17 protein-coding genes are annotated in these 21,737 nt (G+C 62.3%); 13 read left to right on the top strand and 4 right to left on the bottom strand.

The features are described from left to right. Positions 1–62 precede the first annotated feature (62 nt). From tviB to BUB57_RS01170, 11 genes are all read left to right on the top strand, one after another. A complete protein-coding gene (gene tviB, locus BUB57_RS01220) occupies positions 63–1,331 on the top strand; it encodes a Vi polysaccharide biosynthesis UDP-N-acetylglucosamine C-6 dehydrogenase TviB (protein ID WP_200796386.1) in 1,269 nt (422 codons plus the stop codon). 5 nt (positions 1,332–1,336) lie between these two features. After that, entirely contained in the window at positions 1,337–3,091 is a 1,755-nt protein-coding gene (locus BUB57_RS01215; protein ID WP_073060714.1) for an ABC transporter ATP-binding protein, read from the top strand. Between the two features lie 97 nt (positions 3,092–3,188). Next, positions 3,189–4,154, top strand: a complete 966-nt coding sequence (locus BUB57_RS01210; protein ID WP_073060711.1) for a glycosyltransferase — start codon at positions 3,189–3,191, stop codon at positions 4,152–4,154. Next, a complete protein-coding gene (locus BUB57_RS01205; protein WP_073060707.1) occupies positions 4,151–5,242 on the top strand; it encodes a glycosyltransferase in 1,092 nt (363 codons plus the stop codon). Before BUB57_RS01210 ends, BUB57_RS01205 begins: the two co-directional genes overlap by 4 nt. Next, a complete protein-coding gene (locus BUB57_RS01200) occupies positions 5,239–6,465 on the top strand; it encodes a glycosyltransferase (RefSeq protein WP_073060704.1) in 1,227 nt (408 codons plus the stop codon). The genes BUB57_RS01205 and BUB57_RS01200 overlap by 4 nt, the downstream gene beginning before the upstream one ends. Further along, on the top strand, positions 6,453–8,444 hold the full coding sequence (gene asnB, locus BUB57_RS01195) for an asparagine synthase (glutamine-hydrolyzing) (protein ID WP_073060700.1): 1,992 nt from the start codon (positions 6,453–6,455) through the stop codon (positions 8,442–8,444). The genes BUB57_RS01200 and asnB overlap by 13 nt, the downstream gene beginning before the upstream one ends. After that, complete coding sequence (locus BUB57_RS01190) at positions 8,437–9,726, top strand: glycosyltransferase (protein WP_084731896.1); 1,290 nt, start codon at positions 8,437–8,439, stop codon at positions 9,724–9,726. Before asnB ends, BUB57_RS01190 begins: the two co-directional genes overlap by 8 nt. Continuing rightward, positions 9,723–10,391: a haloacid dehalogenase-like hydrolase gene (locus BUB57_RS01185; protein WP_143159560.1), complete on the top strand. Its 669-nt coding sequence runs from the start codon at positions 9,723–9,725 to the stop codon at positions 10,389–10,391. The genes BUB57_RS01190 and BUB57_RS01185 overlap by 4 nt, the downstream gene beginning before the upstream one ends. Further along, positions 10,369–11,145 (top strand): hypothetical protein, encoded by a 777-nt coding sequence (locus BUB57_RS01180; RefSeq protein ID WP_143159559.1) that lies wholly within the window; start codon positions 10,369–10,371, stop codon positions 11,143–11,145. Before BUB57_RS01185 ends, BUB57_RS01180 begins: the two co-directional genes overlap by 23 nt. A 133-nt stretch (positions 11,146–11,278) precedes the next feature. Beyond that, positions 11,279–12,328 carry an EpsG family protein gene (locus tag BUB57_RS01175; protein ID WP_073060689.1) on the top strand — a complete coding sequence of 350 codons (1,050 nt, stop codon included), beginning with the start codon at positions 11,279–11,281 and terminating at the stop codon, positions 12,326–12,328. A gap of 226 nt (positions 12,329–12,554) precedes the next feature. Beyond that, positions 12,555–12,770 (top strand): hypothetical protein, encoded by a 216-nt coding sequence (locus BUB57_RS01170; RefSeq protein ID WP_407670317.1) that lies wholly within the window; start codon positions 12,555–12,557, stop codon positions 12,768–12,770. Between the two features lie 201 nt (positions 12,771–12,971). Here the strand turns inward: BUB57_RS01170 and BUB57_RS01165 are convergent, their stop codons facing one another. The 4 genes from BUB57_RS01165 to BUB57_RS16400 all read right to left on the bottom strand — a co-directional run bounded on the left by BUB57_RS01165 (position 12,972) and on the right by BUB57_RS16400 (position 19,101). Next, positions 12,972–15,164: a YjbH domain-containing protein gene (locus BUB57_RS01165; protein ID WP_073060684.1), complete on the bottom strand. Its 2,193-nt coding sequence runs from the start codon at positions 15,162–15,164 to the stop codon at positions 12,972–12,974. Positions 15,165–15,717: 553 nt separating this feature from the next. After that, positions 15,718–17,142: a DUF5681 domain-containing protein gene (locus BUB57_RS01160; RefSeq protein ID WP_073060682.1), complete on the bottom strand. Its 1,425-nt coding sequence runs from the start codon at positions 17,140–17,142 to the stop codon at positions 15,718–15,720. Next, positions 17,139–18,503 (bottom strand): site-specific DNA-methyltransferase, encoded by a 1,365-nt coding sequence (locus BUB57_RS01155; protein ID WP_073060678.1) that lies wholly within the window; start codon positions 18,501–18,503, stop codon positions 17,139–17,141. The genes BUB57_RS01160 and BUB57_RS01155 overlap by 4 nt, the downstream gene beginning before the upstream one ends. Next, positions 18,478–19,101 (bottom strand): hypothetical protein, encoded by a 624-nt coding sequence (locus BUB57_RS16400; protein ID WP_143159558.1) that lies wholly within the window; start codon positions 19,099–19,101, stop codon positions 18,478–18,480. The genes BUB57_RS01155 and BUB57_RS16400 overlap by 26 nt, the downstream gene beginning before the upstream one ends. Before the next feature lie 214 nt (positions 19,102–19,315). On the opposite strand from BUB57_RS16400, the gene BUB57_RS01145 reads away from it, so the two are divergent. Both BUB57_RS01145 and BUB57_RS01140 read left to right on the top strand, forming a co-directional pair. Next, positions 19,316–19,903, top strand: a complete 588-nt coding sequence (locus BUB57_RS01145) for a DUF2924 domain-containing protein (protein WP_073060672.1) — start codon at positions 19,316–19,318, stop codon at positions 19,901–19,903. Continuing rightward, positions 19,900–21,573 (top strand): recombinase family protein, encoded by a 1,674-nt coding sequence (locus BUB57_RS01140; protein WP_073060668.1) that lies wholly within the window; start codon positions 19,900–19,902, stop codon positions 21,571–21,573. Before BUB57_RS01145 ends, BUB57_RS01140 begins: the two co-directional genes overlap by 4 nt. Positions 21,574–21,737: the final 164 nt, after the last annotated feature.

Genomic DNA, 21,737 nt, shown 5'->3' with positions numbered 1-21,737 from the left:
TTGGGGGCACCTCCCGGCCGTAGCAGTTCCCCATGAATGATCGAGACAAGCGCGGAATGAAAATGAACGACAAGACACTTGCCGTAATCGGCTTGGGCTATGTCGGCCTGCCTCTGGCTGTCGAATTCGGCAAGCACCGGAAGGTCATCGGGTTCGACATCAACAAGGGCCGGATCGAAGAGCTTACTGCGGGAACGGATCGCACGCTCGAGGTTCCGACCCAGGAACTCGCCGAGGCGGTACAACTGAGCTTCACCTCTGATCCAGCGGTGCTCCGTCAGGCCCAGATCTTCATCGTCACCGTCCCCACCCCGATCGACGCGCATAAGCGACCCGACCTGACGCCGCTGCTGCGCGCCTCGGAAACCGTGGGGAAGGCCCTGAAGCCAAGTGACATCATCATTTACGAGTCCACCGTCTATCCCGGCGCAACCGAGGAGGACTGCGTTCCCGTCCTGGAACGGGAGTCCGGCCTGCGTTTCAACGTCGATTTTTTCTGCGGCTACAGCCCGGAACGTATCAACCCCGGTGATCGCACCCATCGGCTCACGACGATCCGCAAGGTGACCGCCGGCTCTACCCCCGAGGCCGCAGCCGAGATCGACGCACTTTACGCCTCGATCATCACCGCCGGCACCTACCGGGCGGAATCGATCCGGGTGGCCGAGGCGGCGAAGGTGATCGAAAATACCCAACGCGACCTGAATATCGCGCTGGTCAACGAGCTTGCGATCATCTTCAACCGCATTGGGATCGACACCGAGGCGGTCCTGCGTGCGGCTGGCACCAAGTGGAACTTTCTGCCCTTTCGTCCGGGACTGGTCGGCGGCCACTGTATCGGGGTGGATCCCTATTACCTGACCCACAAGGCCGAGGCGCTTGGCTATCACCCGCACGTGATCCTGGCCGGGCGGCGGATCAACGACGGGATGGGCGCATATGTCGCGGGCCAGATGGTCAAGGCGATGCTGAAGCGCAGGATCCATGTCGATGGCGCGCGTGTTCTGGTCCTGGGGCTCACCTTCAAGGAGAACTGTCCGGACTTGCGCAATACCCGAGTGATAGACGTGGTGAGAGAGTTGCAGGACTATGGTGTGACCGTAGATGTCCACGACCCTTGGGCGGATGCGGCCGAGGCGAAGCGGGAATACGGGCTGGAGCTGGTGGCGGAGCCCGGGGCGGCGTCTTATGACGGGATCATTCTGGCGCTCGCGCATGACGAGTACCGCCAACAGGGGGCTGCGGCCTTACGCCGCTATGGGAGCCCCGGACATGTGTTTCACGATCTGAAAAGTGTGTTCCGCATAGATGAAAGCGATTTGCGACTGTGACTTCCATGGCCCGGCAGACATTACGCGGCAACGAAGGCCAGTATCCTGATCTGTCCTTGGTTCAGCTGTTGCGCCGTCTCCTGGCCCATCTGGGACGACGGCGCCAGCGGCAACTGGTGGCGGTCTTCGGTCTGACGTTGCTGGGCGCCATTGCGGAGGTGATGGCGATTGGTGCGATCCTGCCGTTTCTGTCGCTGATGGCCAGTCCTGAGGGGGCAGCAGGATTGCCCTTGATCGGCGGATGGATTGCCGGTCTTGGGCTGGCGGGGCGGGATCTGCTGCTCTTTGCCGCTGCCGCTTTCGCCGGTGCCGCGCTGGTGGCAGGGGCGGTGCGGCTGTTGCAGGCCTGGGCCAGCCAGAAGTTCATTCTGCGCCTCGGCCATGACATTGGCGTGGCGATCTTTCAGCGCGTGCTGCACCAGCCGTATCTTTATCATGTTTCACGAAACTCCAGCCGGTTCCTGGCGGATATGGAGCGGGTGACTATCGTGACCATGGCGGTCATGCTGCCCCTGATGATGGCGGCATCTTCTCTGGTGATGACCGTGTTCATCCTGGCGGCGCTGATGGCGATCGACCCCTTGGTGACCCTGTTGGCGATCCTCGGATTTGGTGCGCTTTATCTGCTGATGTCGCGTCTTACCCGACATCGGTTGCGGGCCAACAGCCGGCTTATCGCCGCCGCCCAGACCGAGCGGACGCGCACGATCCAGGAAGCCAGCGGGGCGATCCGCGATATCCTGCTCGACCACGCTCAGCCCGCCTACATCCGCCGCTTCACCGAGGTCGACCTGCCCTATCGCGATGCGTGGGCGGCCAATGCCTTCATGGGCGCGGCGCCGCGCTACATCATCGAGGGGCTGGGGATGGTGCTTTTCGCAGGGGTTGCGGTAATCCTCTCCGGGCGGCCAGGGGGAATTGCCAGCGCCCTGCCGATCATGGGGGCGCTGGCGATCGGTGCGGTGCGGCTGTTGCCGATGCTGCAGCTGATCTACAACGGTTGGGCCCAGATAGCCGGTAACCGGCAAAGCCTTGCCGAGGTGGTCGCCGCCCTTGACCTGCCAATGCCTCCCGCTTCTGCGCCGGCGGCCCCGCTGGCCTTTGCCGATCGCATCGAACTGCAGGATATCCATTTCCACTATCCCAGCGGAGCGGGACCGGTGCTTGCCGGGGTCAGCCTGACCGTGCCAAAGGGCGCCCGCGTCGGCATCGTCGGCAAGACCGGCAGCGGCAAGTCGACCCTGATGGACCTGCTGCTGGGCCTGCTGGAGCCTGATCAGGGCCGAATTCTGATCGACGGCATCGCCCTTGGTCCCAAAACCCGTGCCGCCTGGCAGGCTCGGGTGGCGCATGTGCCGCAGGCAATCTATCTTGCCGATTGCTCGCTGGCCGAGAATATCGCCTTTGCCGTCCCTCGCGACCAGATCGACATGGCCCGCGTCCGCCGCGCGGCAGAACAGGCGGCGCTGGCCGATTTCGTCGCCACCCTGCCCGATGGTTACCACAGCTTCGTGGGCGAGCGCGGCGTGCGCCTGTCCGGTGGTCAGCGCCAGCGCATCGCCATCGCCCGCGCGCTTTACCGCAATGCCGATGTGCTGGTGTTCGACGAAGCCACCAGCGCCCTCGACAGCGCGACCGAGGCCGAAGTCATGGCCGCCGTCGACGGGCTGAGCCGCGACCTGACCATTTTCCTGATCGCGCACCGGACTTCGACGCTGGAGGGGTGTGATATGATGGTGGAGTTGGGGGCGGCGAAGTGATCTATATAGCTCCTTTCTACCCCGATTTCTTGATCAATAGATGGCGTCATCAGGCAGATAGCTACCGGCTGCATGATGTAACGTTGAGGGACTGAGTATGGCGCCGATCCTTTCTGTCATCATCCCGGTCTATAACGCCGAGCGCACCTTGCGCACGGCAATTGATTCGGTGATCATGCAGCGTTGTCACGATGTAGAAATTGTCGTCGTCGATGATGGCTCGACCGATGGTTCGTGGGGAATCATCGAGAGCTATGGCGACAGAATAGTTGCACTGCGGCAGGAGAATGCGGGAGCAAGTGCCGCACGAAACCACGGTGCGCGAGTCGGCCGGGGGCGGTTCCTAAAATTTCTGGACTCCGATGATTTCCTGTTCCCCGAGGCTTTGGAGAAGCAGATCGAACATGCGAAGGGGTTGCCGGAGGGCGCGATTTCGTTTGGAGAGGAAGTGTCGTGGAGCGAAGAATTGGGCCGGGTGAGTTCGGCAGGCCGAACAATAATGTTTCCTCCGGGCAGCGCGCGAATTGATCGCTTCTTAACGGCACTTCCAACCATATCAGCGTGGATATACCCTAAGCAACTATTCGAAAAAATCGGCGGTTTTGACGTAAAACTTGCATTTCAGCAGGATTTTGATTTTTGCTGTCGCGCCATTCTTGCAGGTTGCGTACCATACGCTACTCCAACACTCATATTCGCATATCGGCAGCACGAGACACCGGGCCGGATTTCAAGGAGGAAATCACCAGAGGACTTTGCGTCGATCATGTCCATGTATCGTGCTTTTGCTCGCAGGCTGGAGACAAGCGAACTGCAATACTCAAAAGATGCCGTCGCCAAGGGTCTCGCAAAACATTGCTGGGTTAATGCCCGTAGGGCACATCGTCATGGCTGCGAGGATATCGCGCGCGAGATGTTCGATATTGCTCGAAACCTCCATGGGGATGGCGTCGTCGGCTCCCCCCTTTATCGCGCAATCGAAAAAATCTTCGGGCCGATCCGTGCCGAGTCCATAGGCACGAGCCTGAAGTCCGTTGTGGCAGGCACTCGGGGCGTCTTATGACCATCTCCCTCCTCCTCCCCGACCTCCGTGGTGGTGGGGCGGAGCGGATCAGTCTTGATCTGGCGCGGGAGTTTGTTCGGTTCGGACATCCCGTCGAATTTGTCCTGATGCGGGCGGATGGTGATTTTCTGGGAGAGGCGCAAGCAGAGTTTTCCGTGGTCGATCTTCAGGCTCCGCGAGCGCGGCAGGTTGTGCCGGCGCTTGCCCGTTATTTGCATCAGGCTCGACCGAAGGCTCTGCTGGCCGCGATGTGGCCACTTACCGTCATCGCCCCCGTCGCTGCCCGGCTGGCGGGGCATCGTGGTTCGGTGACAGTCAGTGAACACGGCATCATTTCTGCGCAATACCGTGACTGGGGACTGCTGCACCGCCTCGCCCTGCGATCCAGCACTTTCGTGGGCTACCGGCTTGCCTCAGGTCGGGTCGGCGTGTCGCAAGGAGTCGCTGCCGATATGGCAAGCTTGTCGTTCATGACTCCCAGCCGGATGACCACGATTCATAACCCTGTACGCGTGCTGCCTTCGCCTGCTGCTGATGCCTTGGATCAGGCAGATGCGCTGTGGGGCGTGCCACCCGGCCGCCGCATTCTGACCGTGGGTAACCTCAAAGAGGTGAAGAACCACCCGCTGCTGCTTCGCTCCTTCGCGCAGATAGGCGATGCCCAAGCGCGGCTGATGATCCTGGGCCAAGGAGGCAATGAGGGGAAGTTGCGCGCACTTGCGGAGGAACTGGGCATTATTGGACGGGTCATCTTCGCCGGATTCCACGCGGACCCTGCGCCTTTCTACGCCTCTGCGGATCTCTTCGTTCTTTCCTCGGATTACGAGGGTTTCGGCAATGTCATCGTCGAGGCCCTGTCCTTCGGCCTGCCGGTGGTTTCGACCGATTGCCCCTCGGGGCCGGCCGAAATCCTGGACGGCGGCCGGTTTGGCCGTCTGGTGCCGGTCGGCGACGCAGCGGCGCTGGCGCGGGCGATGGCTGCTGCATTGGCTGAACCTGCCGACCAAGTTTTGCTCAAGCGCCGCGCCGCTGATTTTTCACCCGAGATCGCCGCGAGAAGCTATCTTTCCGCGCTTGGATTGACATGACTCCCACCCTCTATCTCACCCGCAACGGCCTGCTGGAACCGCTGGGGCAGAGCCAGGTCATGGCTTATCTGCGGGGGCTGTCGCGGGATCATGCGATCACGCTGATCACCTATGAAAAGGACGAGGATCGCGCCGACAGCGCCCGGATGGCGGCCGCACGGGCGGAATGTGAGGCATTGGGCATCCGCTGGCTGCCTCAACGCTTCCAGCCACAGCCCAAGGTGATCGCGCCGGCGCTGTCGATGCTACGGATGGTCTGGCTGGTGCGCCGCGAGGTGCGGGCTCGACGCGTGCGGCTGATCCACGCGCGATCATACATTCCCGCAGCGGTGGCCATGGCCGTATCGCGGATGACGGGGGTGCCCTTCATCTTCGACATGCGGGCGCTCTGGCCTGAAGAGCTGATCACGGCTGGCAGGCTGCGCCGCGGGTCGTTCCTGCATCGCCGGATCGTTGCGGCCGAGCGGATCTGCCTTCGCCGGGCGGCCGGGGTGGTGTCGCTGACCCATGCAGCGGCAGAGCATTTGCGGCGGATCTATCCAGAAGAGCTGAAGGATCAGCGGCTGGTCGTCATCCCGACCTGCGCCGATCTGGATCGCTTCGGTCCCGCGGCCTCGCCCCCGCCGCGCCGGGTGATCGGCTGCCTCGGCACCATGCTCAGCGGCTGGTTCCGGGTCGACTGGCTGCGGGCGTTTCTTGAAGCCGGGCTGCGCCGCGATCCGACCTTGGAAATCGAGCTGACCACGCGGGATGATCCCGGGCGATTACGCGAGGTCCTCGGACCGGAACTGGCCGAGCGGCTGGTCATCGCACCGGCTCGACCTGATGAGGTGCCCTCGGTTCTGCAAGACCAGTTTGCGTCGGTGATGTTCTTTACCGACGGCCTCGGTAAAGTCGGAAGCTCACCCACCCGCATGGGTGAAATCCTGGGCTGCGGCCTGCCCGTTGTCGCCAATGAGGGCGTAGGTGATGTCGCCCGCATCATCCGCGAGTACCGCGTGGGGATCTTGGTCCGCAGCGCCGCCCCGCAGGACATGGAAACGGCTTGGGTTGAGCTCGAGGCACTGCTGACCGATCCCGATCTTGCTGCACGTTGCCGCAGCGCGGCCGAGGCGGTGTTTTCGTTGTCGGCCGGAACTGACAGCTATCGGCGGCTCTACGCGGATATCCTGGGTGGTAAGCCCGGTAATGTTGCAGAGGATCACCAAGAATGTGCGGACTGACGGGCCTTCTCGATGCCGATGGAAGCACATTTGGCGATATCCGGGGCCGGATTGCGGCGATGACTGGCCCGCTTTCTCATCGTGGCCCGGATGCAGAGGGCATCTGGATCGGCGAAGGGGTCGCCTTGGGTCACCGCCGCCTGGCCATTCTTGATCTTTCTGCGGCAGGCGCCCAGCCCATGATCTCGGCCTGTGGACGCTGGATCATCGTCATCAACGGCGAGATCTACAATCACCTCGACCTGCGCCGGGAACTCGAGGCAGCTGGCGCGGTGCTGACATGGCGGGGTCATTCCGATACGGAAACGCTTTTGGCGGGTATCGCGCACTGGGGCCTTGACGAAACCCTGCGCCGCGCAACCGGGATGTTCGCGCTGGCTCTCTGGGATCGCCGTGAACGGCGGCTTTCGCTCGCTCGTGATCGGATGGGCGAAAAGCCGCTTTATTGGGGCTGGGCCGGCAGAAGCATCGTTTTCGGTTCCGAGCTGAAGGCGTTGCGTGGCCATCCGGGCTTTCCCTGCGGGATCTGTCGAGCGGCGCTCGCCCAGTATCTGCGATTTACCTATGTCCCGGCACCCCGCAGTATTCATCCCGGGATCTTCAAGCTTGAACCCGGTACAGTGCTGGAGGTTGCCGGCCATGCTCCTGCTACAGTCCCGTCGGAACCTCTGCGCCCAGGTGAGCAGCACGGCAGCTTGTCGATCCGGCGCTACTGGTCGCTGAATGATGTGATAGAAATGGGGTGCCGCACGCTTCTGACTGATGAAGAGGAGGCGATTGGTGCTCTGGAGCATACGCTCAGGACCGCGATCGGACGGCAGATGGTGGCGGATGTTCCGCTGGGCGCGTTCCTGTCCGGAGGAATCGACAGCTCTCTCGTCACCGCCCTGATGCAGGAGCAATCGCCGGGACCGGTCAAGACCTTCACCATCGGGTTCGAGAACCCGGCCTTTAACGAAGCTCCTCATGCCGCCGCCGTGGCTCGCCATCTGGGCACGGATCACAGCGAGATGACCGTGACAGAGCAGGACGCCCGGGAGGTCATCCCCCATTTACCTGACCTGTATGATGAGCCATTTGCGGATTCTTCCCAGATACCCACCTTCCTTCTTTGCCGTGCGGCGCGCGCGAATGTCACTGTAGCGCTGTCGGGCGACGCCGGGGACGAGTTGTTTGGGGGCTATAATCGTTATTTCTGGGGACCACGGATCTGGCAGCGCTTGAGTTGGATGCCACCGGCTCTGCGCCGCGGGGTTGGGGCTGGTACTCGCGCAATACCAATTCCGGCATGGGACCGAATGGGGCACATGCTGGGGCGCGTGGGCGGGCCGCGCATCATGTGGCCGGGCGACAAGGCCCATCGGCTCGCCAGACGCCTGCGGGAGGTTAATAACCTCGACGGTCTTTATCGCAGCCTCGTTTCAGAGTGGGACGGCGCTGCGCTGGTACGCGGATTGCAAAAAGAGCCGCGGTCTCTGCTTGATGATTCCTTGCCGGCTTGCCTTGACGGTGATCCGGTTGCGCGAATGATGGCGCAGGATATGCGAAGCTATCTTCCCGATGATATTCTGTGCAAGGTCGATCGCGCGGCGATGGGGGTCAGCCTTGAAACGCGGGTACCCTTCCTTGATCCTGCGGTCATTGCGTTTTCGATGCGCTTGCCAGCGCGCATGAGGATTCGCGATAACCAAGGGAAATGGGCGCTGCGCCAGATTCTTTATCGTCGCGTCCCGCGGGAATTGATCGAACGGCCAAAGGCGGGATTTGCTATTCCGATAGGAGATTGGCTGCGTGGGCCTCTGCGTCCCTGGGCCGAAGATCTGCTCACCCCGGCCCGGCTGGAGCAGGACGGGTTCCTCGACCCTAGGCCGATCAGAAAAATCTGGATGGAGCACCAGTCCGGCCGGCCAGACGGGACCCCCCGGTTATGGGCGGTATTGATGTTTCAGGCTTGGCTTGAGAGGTGGCGCAATGTTTAGTCACGCAAATGACGCTATGGCCGGTGTCGGTGGCACCGGACATGCCCGCTCAGTCTTTGTGACAAATGACGCGCTTTCCGGTCATATCGGGACGGCGCAGATTCTGCCTTATCTCGAAGGGCTGGCGGCACGCGGGCATATCCTAGAAAGCCTCTCCGTCGAGACACGCGTGAATGACTGGGACAGGGAGGGCGCATGGAGAAAGCGGCTTGAGGTCGCAGCGATCCGCTACTACCCGCTGAGGCGCAGTGCTGGGCCACTTTACAAACTGGAACGGTTTCTCCTGCCGTCGCGGCTGGCGCGTGCTCTGGAGCGGAGCATTGCAGGGGCGCGGCCTGATCTGATCCATTGCCGCAGTTACATGCCGCTGAAGGCCGTGCTGGAGGCCAGCGCTCGGCACCGGATCCCTTTCCTGTTCGACATGCGTGGGTTCTGGATTGACCAGCGTATCGAGGGAGGTTTCTGGAATATGGACCGTCTGATTTGGCAACAGGTTGTAAAGTGGCTGCGCGCAACAGAATCCCGGGCCATTTCCGAAGCAAGTGCGATCGTGACGCTGACGGCGGATGCCCGCGATATTGTCTCTTCCCGTCCGGACTATAATGGTGCTCCGATCAGCGTCATTCCGTGTTCGGTGCGGGGCGATATTTTTCGGCCCCTCTCTGGCAAGCCGGATCGCCGCAGCCGACTGGGTATTCCCGCTCAAAGCAGGGTCATTGCCTATCTCGGGTCAGCAGGGGGGCTCTACCGGCTCGACGTGCTTTATCGTCTCTGGCAGAGCATGACGGAACGGGGAGTCCAGACTTCGCTTCTGTTCATCGGAGATCATCAGTTCGCGTCTCATGCCGAAGCAGCCGCCCAGGTCGGTGTTGTGCTGGATCCGAGGCTTTGTTTCTTCGTCAGATGCGCCCATCATGAAGTGCCGGGAATGCTGGCCACCGCAGATGTCGGGATCTCGCCCATTATCCAGAATTTTTCTAGCCTTGGAGTGTCGGCCACCAAGGTAGGGGAATACCTGTCCTGTGGCCTGCCAGTGGTCACGAATGCCGGCGTAGGGGACGCGCGCCGGATCATCACAGATGGCGAGAACGGATTTGTCTTGCCCGATTTTGGCGATGACGCAATCGCGCAATGCACCGCAGCGGTGATTGCGGGGCTTGACGGAGGATTTCTGCCACCTCAGGAAATCAGCCGCCGTGCCGGAACCTATTTCAGAATGGATCACGCCATCAGCGCCTATGATGCCATCTACCGCAATTTTGTGTCCGAGTCCCGGACATGAAGCGCGCACAGCGAAGGGTCTTGGCGGTTGATGTCTGCGGCACGTTGTATGACGCAAATACGACCGCAGAATTCTGCCTGTATCACCACCGGCAGGCTGACAATAAGAAGCGCTATTTACTGTTGCGTGCAATTTCTCGGCGTGGCTCGGTCGCGTGGGTGGCGCTGGCCGGGCTGGACCGGATATTGCGGATCGACCTTCACCGCTGGTTGACCATTCGTAGTCTGCGCGGCGAAAGCCGGGGCGCACTGGAGCGTTCAGTGGTTCGCTATGTCGATACCCTGGCGGAGCGCGCTGTGCGTCCGGTCGATGAACTCTTGATCCACCTGAGACAGAAAAATCCCGAGACGGTTCTGATCTCGAACGGTCTCGATATCGTCATTGGCGAGATCGCAGGACGGAGAGGGCTTCCTTGGCTTGCCTCGAAGCTGGCCTTTCGGCGCGGACGCTGCCAGGGTCGGCTGGAGGTAGATCTGATGGGACGCAAGCGCGAAGCGCTAGAGCGCTGGCTTGGCTGCCGGCTGGACGGGGTCGGCCTCGAGGTTGTGACAGACAACCGAAGCGATGCCGATATCATCGCGGTCGCGGCCCGCGCGCATATTGTTCACAAGGGCCCTATAAAACCTTGGATGAGGGCATTTGATGCACAGTTCATCGGGCATTAAACCTTACCTGGCGCTGGTTCCTTATCTCTACAGCGTCCATACCCGGATGCATGGTCTGCGTGACCATCTGGCCAATGCTGTCACGGCTTGGGTCCCAGGCATGATCCTGTTGATTTTCTTAAGGGATCTCGGCTTTGCCAGTGCGGTTTTCCATTACTTCGTCGGGTTTGCGGCTTTCATCAGCCTGTATGAAATCGGCTATCTGATGAATGACACCATGGGGCTGCGCCGCGATGTCGTGGCGCGGGATCGGTTGGGCTACAGGGTCAAGCGCGGTTATATCTTTCTGTTCGCCGTGATCCGTATCGCGCTTTTCCTAGCAATCGTGATCACCACCGGCCTTGGCGAGCATCCCGGCTATCTGGTCGCCTGCGCCGCACTTGCCGCCGTGATTTTGGCACATAATACGGTGCCGCAGGTCGAGCTGAAATTCGCCAGCTTCCTGCAAATGTCGGTGCTTCGGTTTTTCTTGCCGATCTATCCGGGCTTGTTACTAGGAGGATCTGGAAGTGCCGCCTTGGTTGTTTTGGCGACGGGCGTTTTTTGCTTCTCCTATCCCCGACTTCTGACCTATCAGGAATCGAAGGACCGGCTTTCCCTGCCAGAGCGGCGCAAGCCCTGGTTCCATTTCCAGTCGATGGCGTTAACCCTGCCCGCCGTTCTGACGATTGTCGGACTTTCCTCTCAGATTGCTCCGCTGATCGTCTGGGCCTGGCTTTGTTTTGTAGGATTGGCTGCCGCGAAGCAGCCCTGATTTATGGCGCCTCTTTAATGAACGGCCACCTGAGTCCTGTCGCTGTGCTGATGATGCTGCAAATTACCGCTGCGCTTGCCCTAGGGTTGCCAGAACGCGTGGCGGGAAGTTTTTCGGGGAAAGCGCTGCGCACATGATCTATATCGGGATGACACTTAGCCTGTTCCTGCTGCGCTACGCTGTTCTGGGGCAGCCGCGGCTGAACCGGCAGCTGTATCCGATAGTCCTTGCGATTCTGTTCCTGTTTTCGGGGTTCAGATTCGAGGTCGGCTGCGACTGGGGCGGCTATCTGAACCAGTACGAACTCGCTCGCAGCATGACCCGGGACCAGGCCCTGCAGAATGTAGAGCCGGTCTGGTGGTCCCTGCTGCGGCTGCAGCACATGCTCGGGCTGCCCTATCCGTGGATCAACGTCCTGTCGTCGCTGGTCTGTTTTGCGGGCATTCATGTCCTGGCGCGCCGACAGCCGGATCCTCTGGGTTTCCTGGTTCTCCTGTTTCCCGTTCTGCTGATCAACATGCCGATGTCGGGCATCCGGCAAGGCGCGGCCATCGGGTTGATCTGTGTTGCCATGACGCGCTTCATGGATGGGCGGCTGCTTGGTTTCTTGTTCTGGGTGGTTCTGGCGGCCAGCTTCCACAGCAGCGCCGCGATCTTCCTTCTGCTCGCCCCCCTGGTCTCGCGCAAGATCACCGGCGTTCGCATCCTGGGCGCTGTCATGCTCGCGCTGCCCGGAGTCGTCCTGCTGATGGCAGGAGAGGCGGGGCAAATAGCAACTCAGCGATACATCGACACCGGAAGGGATGCTTTCGGCGGCCCGCTGAGGATCGCGCTTCTGTCGTTGAGCAGCATGTTCTTCTTCCTGTTCCTGCGGAAAGCCTGGAAGCGAGAGTTCCCTCAGGACTACCAGTTCGTTACCCTCGGCGCGGTCGGGATGATGCTGATCGCCGCCCTGCTGCCGGTATCGACCATCATCGCGGATCGCCTCGGCTATTACTTCATCCCGTTGCAGGCCCTGATCTTCGCCCGCATTCCCTGGATGCAGTCGCTGCCGTCCCGCCCCATTCTCGCGGCGGCACCGTATCTTGGCCTTCTGGTGTTCTTCGTGGTCTGGACCATGAGCTCGGGGCATTTCCAGTCATGTTACATCCCTTACCAAAGCTGGATCCTGGGGGCTCCCTGACCCCAAGCCCGTGCCAGTTGCTCGGTCCCTCCGGCGTGTCCAGTGGCGCCGTAAAACCTAGACGCGAGTTGGTGGCAGGTGCAGAAATGTAACAGGTAGGGTTGCGCGGATACCCGCCTTGGAACTGATCCACCTGACAGGCGTAGGGAAATATGCCATAAGTCCAACCAAGCCCTTTGAAAAAATATGCTAGCTGATCGAAGGGCTGAAAAATCGGAGCATGCTCATGACCAAGTTCACTACCTTTGCCCTTGCCCTCGGCTTTTCGGCTTCGTCCGCACTGGCCGGCGGCTATGTCGCCCCGGTTGTCGAAGTTGAGCCGGTGGTCGTCGACACCCGCCCGGCCTCGACCAATGCTGGTCTGGTGATTCCGGCCCTGCTGCTGCTGGGTGTTATTGCAGCCGTTGCCTCGGATGACGACGACGACGCCTCGGACACCTGATTTCACTTCATGAAAAATTGGAAAGGGCCGGTCTTCAGACTGGCCCTCTCTTTTTTTGACGCCTTCTATACGTTCGGCACCCGGCCGCCCGTGCCGGCGCTCTGGTCAGCCTGGGGCTCCGCCAGCGCGGTGATTCGCTGAACATTAGCGCTGGCGCCGCCGGGCCTCGACGGCTCAGGCCGCCGCTGGTCGATTGACCGCTCAGCGCCAGAACCTTCCCCAGCCGCTGTAGAGATTGGTAGAGTGGCTATCGCGGACGACATCATACAGCCGCCCGTCGACCCGGAGCTTGCGCCCACCATCGCGGTTGAGCGACTGGACGGTGCCTCCGACCGTGCGCTTGGAGGGTGTGCCCAGTGCCCAGGCCATCGGGATGCGGACCGAGATTCCCTTGTCGAAGGATCCCTCGCCGTATTCCTCGGAACTCAAGTCGGTCTTGGTGGCCCATGCTCCGACTTTCCAGCCATTGGCGAATTCGCGGGTCAGGGTGACCGTGGCGCCATCGTCCCCGGCGAGGTAACGGCCGATGTCGAGCTGGCCGACGAAGCCTCCTCCGAACTCGTAATAGGCGGAAACATGGCCGGTGGTGACCTCATAGTCGAGGAACTCGAAGGCGTTTTCGTAGTCGCGCTTGCGGACCTGGTTGATCTCGGCCCCCAGTGCCAGGCGCGAATTCACCGGCTTCCACAGGATCTCGGTCGAAATCCCGCCATACATGTTTTCCAGAAGCCCGACCGTGACGCGGCTATAGAGGGTTTCGGTCGGCTTGGCGTTCCAGTTGATGGTGAGCTGGGGAATGCGCGGCTTGTCGTTGCCCGAATACATCCGGCCGTCCGAACGGACGCGATAGACCCCGTTGTTGCCTGCCGCGATCTCGTCGTCGGACAACTCCAGATAATCTGCCACGGACAGACCGCCGGGCGCTTCCTGCTCTGCATTGCCGAAGGCTCTCTGCCTGACGGTACCATTCAATGTCAGGCCGGGCAGCAGCTCATAACTGGCGCTGAGTTCGGCCCCGACCTCGTAGCGGATGGGCTCCTCGGGGTCCCAAAGCCCGGTCGACAGATATGGCCCCAGCGTCCACCGGAAGCGCGGCGTGACACCGGGGCTTTGCACCAGCCCGGCGGCCCGCGGATCGGCATCGCTCAGCACCGCAGCATTGGCGATATGGCTGACCTCGGTATTCTCCAGCCGCTCGACATCGGAACGTCGGAAGGTCAACGAAGACGTCGGCATTCCTTCCTCGACCGAGGTCACCACCAATGTCTCGACCGAGGGGGGCAGGGCGCGGGTCATCAGCCGCACGGTGCGGCCGATTGCTTCTGCCTGCTGCATGTAGCGGTGGTTGCGGATGCGGACCTCTGCCCGGTTCGCGGTCAGCGCCATGGATTCCAGCCTCTGGCCTTCCTTGGCAAGCGCCTCGCCGAGCGCCTTCTGGATCGCCGGTTGCGCCGTCGGATCGGCGGCCCAGGTGCCGGCCCAGCCCTCCGGGTCGGCGGAAACCGCCGGGCGCGGACGGACCGGCGCCGGGCCCTTTTCAAACCCGGAGGGGTAGGGGCCCCGCCGCGGGTTCAACGACATGCTGGCCTGAACGCCGACCTGCTTGCCACCCAGAAGATGAGCCCCGATCTGGTAATTCGGACCCGCCTGATAGCTGAAGCCCAGGTTGATGTTGCTGGACAGTTCTTCCTTGTCATTCAGCCAGGACCCGCGCGCGCATTTCCCGGACTGGCCGGTCTCGCAAGCGTAATCGTCGCCGGAATATTCGGCCAGCAAAGTCAGCTTGTCGGTTGCCTGCCAAGCGATATTGACAAAGGGCGCCATCTCGCCCCGGAACCATTGATCGGGATGAAGGGTCCCGCCCTCTCCCACATCAGCTTCGTCTCGGCCGCCGAACGGCGATCCGATGCCGCCGTCGTTGGCCATGCGGCCCCAGCCCAGACCTCCCGACACCCGCAGGCGGGGGGTGATGGTCTTGGTTGCGACGATATATTCCGCCGCGTAGAATCCGGTTCCAATGGCATCCTGAAGCCCCAGTGCAACGGCGGGGCGCCAGCCATTCGGATCCTCTCCCATCAGCTGCAGCCGGAAGTCGAAGGAGCGGTCGCGAATATATCCCAGACCTCCGTCGGTATCAAACTTGCCGTAGCGCAGAATGGCGGTAACCCGGGGCAGGACCTGAAAGCTGAGCCCCACGGCGTTGCCCAGATCGGAATAGCTCAGCGATGCGCCCAGGACGCCATCCGGCATCATCTCGGCCGAGGGCGTATCGATCGCACCCGGCAACCCGTAGCGGTTGATGACAGAGCCGGTCGTGGGACCAGCCAGACCGGGACTGGCCGGAAGCAGTGCCATTGCTACAGGCAGTGCAACAGCCAGGAAACGGTGCATCATGAGTTCGCACTCGACACTGTGGGCGCGGTTTGGGGCTACCTGTATCGGTGCGAGAACACTCCTCACTATTCGCTCCTTGGCAGCTGGAGCCATGCGGGCGAAACCTCTCGTCATGACAGCTACTTCAGTTTTCAAAGCTGCATCCTTCCTCGCATGGTCAAACTGGCCTTCACAAGGCTGGCGTGGCCCCCTGAAGACTGCTTCAAGTGGATCTCCCTATAGCGCCGTCAGACAGAGGTCCCGGCATCGGGGAGCAAGTATCAGAAATACCTCATTTCTCCGAAAGATGCGGCCGCGGCCGAACTGGTAACCAGCAGGCCGGCCTCTCTGCAGGCGGAATATTGCTACTTTACGAGTGTGCTTAAAATGCCACATTTTTTTGACTCCCTGAAGGCATTCTGCACCAAATTCCGCAGCGGTACAGATCGGCCAAAGACGGGTGCACCGCCGAAACTCCCAAAGCTCGTCAGGATGCAGGCTGACAGCAGCATGCCCTATTCAAGCGGCCAACAGTCAAAAATCGTTTGTAACGCTCTGGGGTACCTTGCGCTGCTTACCGCTCATACACGAACATTCTGAACGAGGGCGATCTGTGGAACATGTCGACGAAGGTTTCGGTGGAGATAGCGACGGAGGTAACGTCGGATTCGGCGATCCCGTCGGCATTGTATTCTTCCACCTCGAGGGTGCTGCCTACGGCAAGGACGCTGGGCGCGCCGGACCCAAGGAGGAAGGCCTGGATCGTTCTGCCATCCTCCGGCGGACGCTGAACCCGGATCTGGCCGGACAGGATGAAAAAAATCCGATGGACCGCATCGCCAGGCGCAAACACGCGTTCTCCGGCCGGGGTGGTGACGATTGTGCTCGCAGCCTCGAGACAGGCCCGGTCATCCGGCGGCAAACCACGCAGCAGCGAGAACTGGTCGATCCATGATGGTTCGATCGCCGACACAGCCTCCCCGTGGTCCGAAGGCGCGGTGGCTTGATGCGCCGAAGACACCTCCACCCCGGCGCCACTCAGCCGAGTTTGCTGCCGTTCGAAGGCCTCCTGCGCGGCCGGCTTGCCCGGGCGCCGTAACGGCGGCATACCCGACTTGCGCCAACGCTCCTGTATGGCGATGGCATCGTGGTAGTTTTCTCCGCAACGCAACGCTTGCAGTTGCTTCGCGCTCAGCCCCCGCCTGATGTTCGCGGGTGGCTCCGGCCACCGACCTTCCTGAAGGCGCTGTTCCAGCTCCTGTTGCTCGAAGCCGTCATCGGTCACCTGCCAGGCCTCGATCGAGAACACGGACATCAGCTTCATAGCGTAGAACATCACGAAGTATTCGTGTTCTCGGATGGCGTTGATCAGGTAGGCTCGCTCATCCGCGTGCCGTGGACGAAGCCGGGCAAGCTTCTTCCGCGCCTGCTCCAGCTCCCACTTGAAACACCCGAATGCTCCCCACATCCGTTCCCACTCGACCTTCTGCTGAAGATCTGCGGGGCCGCGGATGACCATTCGCCCGGTGGCGCGGTCCATGACGATGTGATCCGGATCCGGAACCAGGTCTTCGTCGATCCCGCGTTCAATGTTGCGCCGGCGACGTGCGAGCTGATGTTCTTTAAGCGCCCTCAGCGCGCGATCACGCGCGTCTAGTTCCGCTGCATCCCTCGCGTCGATCTCACGCTGCAGTTTGATCAGCTGCTCCTGTGCCCGAACATTGCCCTTCATCGCCTGTACGCTCAGAGAGCGGGCAGCGGCTTCAAGGATCGACAAGGTTTCGGGCCCATCCACCCCTCGGATCTCGACGGTGCGCGCGAGCTCCCGTTTCAGGACGTCGTCGATCTTGCCGCCGGTGATCTTCAGCTTGTTCTTCGCCCCCTTGGGGCGCCCGGCGGGGTTGCCGGACTTTCCCTTGCGGAACTGGCCCCACTTCGGGGGCCGCCCATAGCCGACCGCGTAGGCGTTTCCGTCTGACTGAGAGGGTGATCCGGTCATCCCAGCATCCTTCGGATCGCGACTTCGTCCAGGGGCGGCGTTTCGGCGCCAGGCGGATCGTCGTTAACGGGCGCCGCATCGGTGGCTTGTACCGCCGTCCCGGCTTTGCGTGGGCGCTCGACCAGCACCGCCTCATCCTTCGCCCAAGCTTCGTAGCGGGCGAGGATGATATCGCAGTAGAGCGGGTCGATCTCGCAGAGCCGGGCTCGGCGACCGGTCTTTTCGGCGGCGATCAGCGTCGAGCCAGATCCGCCGAACAGATCGAGGACGATCTCGCCGCGCGCGGATACATCTCGGATCGCGTCGGCGATCATCTGCACCGGCTTGACGGTCGGATGTAGCTTCAGTTCTTCGAAACTGGCACCGCGGTATTCCCAGACATTCGTCCGGTAGCGTCCATGCTGGCCAAGCTCGAAGCTGTTGGTGTGGGGCGCTGTCCCCAGCTTCCAGGCAAAGATCAGCTCGTGGCGGGAGCGGTAGAAAGTCCCCATGCCGCCGCTGTCCTTGACCCAGGCGATCAGGTTCTTGAGCTCGCTGTAGACACCCTCGGCCGCCGCCATCACCTCGGCGATGTGGCGCCAGTCCATGCAAACGAAGTGGATCGAGCCATCGAGCGCATGGGCTGATAAGTTCTCGAAGGCACTGCGGAGGAATGCAGTGAACTCGCCCACCGACATCTCGCCGGACGCCATCGCGAACTCGCGGTGCTTCAGCTTACCCGAACCGCCGACGTGTCCGTCGACCGGGACGTTATACGGCGGGTCGGTGAAGACCATCCGGGCCGTCTCGCCCGCCATCAACCGGTCGACCGTGGCGCGGTCGAGGCTGTCCCCGCAGATCAGCCGGTGGGAGCCGAGCTGCCAGATATCCCCAGGCTGCCCTCGGGCAGGCGCATTGGCGGGAATGACATCGTCCCGCGGGTCTCGGTCATCCTCTGGCTTGTTGATCGAAAGCAGGCTGTCGACCTCGGCGATGTTAAAACCGGTGATGCCCAAATCGAAGCCGGCGTCGATGCTGGCCAGCGCCGCCAGCTCTTCGGCCAGCAGGTCCTCGTCCCAAGTGGCGTTGAGGGCAAGCTTGTTGTCGGCGAGGACATAGGCGCGCTTTTGCGCCTCGGTCATGTGCTCGATCCGCACGCAAGGCACAGTGGTCATCCCGATCAGCTTCGCCGCCTCGACGCGGCCGTGGCCGGCGAGGATGGTGTGGGCCTCGTCGATCAGCACCGGGTTGGTAAAGCCGAACTCGCGGATGCTGTCGGCGATCTGGCGCAGCTGCTTCTTCGAGTGCTTGCGGGCATTCTTGGCCCAGGGCCTCAGGTCCACTGGCGCAATCTGGTCAATTTGGGGCAGTTTCGTGGTCATCGACCAGCCCTCCTTCACAGTTCCAGGCCTCGATGGCGCGCTGGTCGAGGAGCCGCGCGCACAGAAACAGCAGGTCTCCCGTCGATCGCCCTGTCGCTCGGACCGGTCCCTCCGACCGTGATTCCCGGGCGGGATCATCCCCCGCGCCCGGCGACGGCCCCCCGTTTTCGAAGCAGTCTTGCGTAAGGCGGGCAAGCGAAGCGGACAGACGGTCGGTTGCCCCTGCCACCAGGTCCGCGCGAACCTCGTTGAGAAGGCTGCGCCAGGAACGCCAGGTTTCCGCTTGGTTCGTGATCCGGTCGACATCGGTGATCACGAGGTTGAAGCAGTTCCGGACCCGGGCGGTGTCCGAGGAGCCGGCTTCGGCGAGCAGGGCGTCCCCGATCTCCCGCCAGCGTCCCCGGAGGCGCGCCAGGTCCTTGTCTTGGACCACGTCATGATCGCGCAGGAAGGCGGTGAGGTTGGCGACATCCTGATGGACCAGAGCGACGGCCGCTTGCCTGAGCAGGGCTTCGTCAGCTGCGCGGAACGGTGCAGCGCCCCGGGGACGACCTAGCCGCCGCTTCAACATCGTGTGGGTTGTGACTTGCGTAACCATAGATGCTGTATAGCACGGATTCGCAGGCGGGGTGCGAATTAATATTCGCGGACAAAAATTATCTTTGACCGGGAGACGTGTTTCGGTCCGAGAAAGGGGAACTTCCGACTGGACTGCGCTGCACGATCGAGCGTGAGTGTCGGTGAGCCCGGTCCAAGCATCGGGCTTTCCAGGGTAGCAGGCGGCGTGTGGCCGTCGCGAGCCGGAGCAGATCATGGCAAGAACATCCAAGACACGTTCAGCAGCACCCGGTGGCAAAGCTGCGCCCGATGCAGCAACCGCGTCCCCCGCGCTTTCCGTCGCCGAGGTTTTCGATTTCGACCGTGCGGACCTCGTTACCGCCTGGACTGAGTTGCATGGCTCGGCGCCGCCGCGGTCAATCAGCCAGCCGTTGCTGCGCCGGATCCTCGCCTTCGATCTGCAGTTTGGTGCCGCGGGCGGCTGGCCGGAGGGGCTGGAGGCGCAACTGGCAAAGGCGGGCACAAACGGCGCACGTGCCAAGGCTGCTGAGCCCGCCGCGGGCGGTCGACTGCTGCGCGAGTGGAACGGCACCACCCATGTCGTCGAGATCACCGAAGGGGGCTATCAGTGGAACGGCCGCACCTGGCGGTCGCTGTCGGTGATCGCCCGTGAGATCACCGGCGCCCACTGGTCGGGACCGCGGTTCTTCGGGCTGAAGGAAGACGGCAAGGCCGTCAAGAAACATGCTAGGCGAGAGGGCAGGAATAGATCAGCGGCCTCGGTCCCGACAAAGTCGGCCGCGCATACCAATACAGTGCGCCGCAAGGCGGTTCAGCAATGACCTCAACCGTCCGCTGCGCGATCTATACCCGCAAGTCGAGCGAGGAGGGGCTGGAACAGGGCTTCAACACACTCGACGCCCAGTACGAAGCCTGCGCCGCCTATGTGGCCAGCCAGAAGCACGAGGGCTGGAGGCTGGTAAAAGACCGCTACGACGATGGCGGCTTTTCGGGCGGCAACACCGACCGCCCGGCCCTGCAGCGGCTGCTGGCCGAGGTGGATGCCGGGCGGGTGTCGATGATCGTGGTCTACAAGATCGATCGCCTGACCCGCTCGCTCGCTGACTTCGCCCGCATGGTCGAGCGGCTGGAGGCAAAGGGATGCTCCTTCGTCTCGGTCACCCAGGCGTTCAACACCTCGACCTCGATGGGCCGCCTGACGCTGAACGTTCTGCTCAGCTTTGCTCAGTTCGAACGTGAGGTCGCGGGAGAGCGGATCCGCGACAAGATCGCAGCGTCGAAAAAGCGGGGCCTGTGGATGGGCGGCACCTTGCCGCTTGGCTATGACCGCCACCCCGATCCGCGTGAGCAGGTGCTGGTGGTCAACGAGATCGAATCGGCAACTATCCGGCTGATCTTCGATCTCTACGAACAGACCGGATGTCTGAGGGCACTGGCGGAGGAGGTGCAACGCCGCGACCTGCGCTCGAAGTCCCGGAAGGGCCGGGACGGTCGCGAGATCGGCAACCGGCCGTTCGGACGCGGCCAGCTACATTACCTGCTGACCAACCCAGTGTATCGCGGCCGCACAAGGCACGGCGGGACCGACCATGTCGGACAGCACCCGGCTATCATCGACGAGGCCCAGTGGCGCCGGGTGCAAGCGCTGCTGCAGCAAAAGGCGGGCAGGGGGCGCGGCGATCGAAGCGACGAGACCGACGCTGCCCCGCTCACCGGCAAGCTGGTTGACGAGAGTGGCGATCGGCTGACCCCGACCCATACCGTGAAGGGCACGCGGCGGTATCGCTACTATGTCTCCAACCGCATGATCTCGGGCCCCCCGGATCCGCAAGGCTGGCGGCTGCCTGCGGCTACCTTGGAGCTGCAGATCGCTGGCGCATTGCGCGGACACCTGGCGCGGGCCTTGGATGGCCACTACCTTCTGGCCACACCCGACCTGTCACGGCACGACCAGCTGACGGGCAAGCTGGAGGACCTGGTCGCGCCCGATGCGCCCAACGATATCGGGCGCCAACGCAAGCTCCTCGACCTCGTCGAACAGGGCACCATAAGGCGCGAGACGACCACGCTTCAGTTTGACCCGCACCGCCTCGCCACCATCCTCGGCGTCGCGCCAGCCGAGATTGCCGCCTCCGTGCTGACCGTCACGGCTCCGATCTCGATCCGGCGACGCGGGGTCGAGGCGAGGCTGGTGATCGGCGAGCGTCCCCGCCAGCCGGATGCGAAGTTGGTCGCCGCTTTAGCCCGGGCACACCGCTGGTTGCAGGCGATTCGGTCCGGTCGCGACATTGCCAGTCTCGCCAAGGCCGACGGAATCGCAGAAGGCACCCTTCGCGTGCACCTGCAGCTGGCCCTGCTCGCGCCTGCGATCCAACAGGTGATCCTCGATGGCACCCAGCCCGAAGGCCTCACCCTGCATCGCTTGACCCGGCCCGAGATGCCGGCCGATTGGCAGGCGCAGTGTCGGCGCACCGGGATCGACCCAGCCTGAGCTGCTTCAACTTTCCTTGTTCCTGAAGACCATCTTCCCTGTTCGGGGCTTCCTCATTCCCTGTTCCTGCGAGCAGGGAATTGGGCATTCAGACGGCAGGAACCCCTTGCAAAACATGGGGGATGGCAAACGCTGAACCAGCGGTGGGACACGGACTCGCGGAC

Source organism: Paracoccus solventivorans (genome assembly GCF_900142875.1).
Classification (GTDB): domain Bacteria; phylum Pseudomonadota; class Alphaproteobacteria; order Rhodobacterales; family Rhodobacteraceae; genus Paracoccus; species Paracoccus solventivorans.
Note: the sequence above shows the minus strand (reverse complement) of the source record. Positions and strands in the feature narration are given on the sequence as shown.

Excerpts from the sequence above, each read along its gene's own strand:
- tviB (WP_200796386.1), top strand. The coding sequence starts at position 63 with ATGAACGACAAGACACTTGCCGTAATCGGCTTGGGCTATGTCGGCCTG.
- BUB57_RS01215 (WP_073060714.1), top strand. The coding sequence starts at position 1,337 with ATGGCCCGGCAGACATTACGCGGCAACGAAGGCCAGTATCCTGATCTG.
- BUB57_RS01210 (WP_073060711.1), top strand. The coding sequence starts at position 3,189 with ATGGCGCCGATCCTTTCTGTCATCATCCCGGTCTATAACGCCGAGCGC.
- BUB57_RS01205 (WP_073060707.1), top strand. The coding sequence starts at position 4,151 with ATGACCATCTCCCTCCTCCTCCCCGACCTCCGTGGTGGTGGGGCGGAG.
- BUB57_RS01200 (WP_073060704.1), top strand. The coding sequence starts at position 5,239 with ATGACTCCCACCCTCTATCTCACCCGCAACGGCCTGCTGGAACCGCTG.
- asnB (WP_073060700.1), top strand. The coding sequence starts at position 6,453 with ATGTGCGGACTGACGGGCCTTCTCGATGCCGATGGAAGCACATTTGGC.
- BUB57_RS01190 (WP_084731896.1), top strand. The coding sequence starts at position 8,437 with ATGTTTAGTCACGCAAATGACGCTATGGCCGGTGTCGGTGGCACCGGA.
- BUB57_RS01185 (WP_143159560.1), top strand. The coding sequence starts at position 9,723 with ATGAAGCGCGCACAGCGAAGGGTCTTGGCGGTTGATGTCTGCGGCACG.
- BUB57_RS01180 (WP_143159559.1), top strand. The coding sequence starts at position 10,369 with ATGCACAGTTCATCGGGCATTAAACCTTACCTGGCGCTGGTTCCTTAT.
- BUB57_RS01175 (WP_073060689.1), top strand. The coding sequence starts at position 11,279 with ATGATCTATATCGGGATGACACTTAGCCTGTTCCTGCTGCGCTACGCT.
- BUB57_RS01170 (WP_407670317.1), top strand. The coding sequence starts at position 12,555 with ATGACCAAGTTCACTACCTTTGCCCTTGCCCTCGGCTTTTCGGCTTCG.
- BUB57_RS01165 (WP_073060684.1), bottom strand. The coding sequence starts at position 15,164 with ATGATGCACCGTTTCCTGGCTGTTGCACTGCCTGTAGCAATGGCACTG.
- BUB57_RS01160 (WP_073060682.1), bottom strand. The coding sequence starts at position 17,142 with ATGACCGGATCACCCTCTCAGTCAGACGGAAACGCCTACGCGGTCGGC.
- BUB57_RS01155 (WP_073060678.1), bottom strand. The coding sequence starts at position 18,503 with ATGACCACGAAACTGCCCCAAATTGACCAGATTGCGCCAGTGGACCTG.
- BUB57_RS16400 (WP_143159558.1), bottom strand. The coding sequence starts at position 19,101 with ATGGTTACGCAAGTCACAACCCACACGATGTTGAAGCGGCGGCTAGGT.
- BUB57_RS01145 (WP_073060672.1), top strand. The coding sequence starts at position 19,316 with ATGGCAAGAACATCCAAGACACGTTCAGCAGCACCCGGTGGCAAAGCT.
- BUB57_RS01140 (WP_073060668.1), top strand. The coding sequence starts at position 19,900 with ATGACCTCAACCGTCCGCTGCGCGATCTATACCCGCAAGTCGAGCGAG.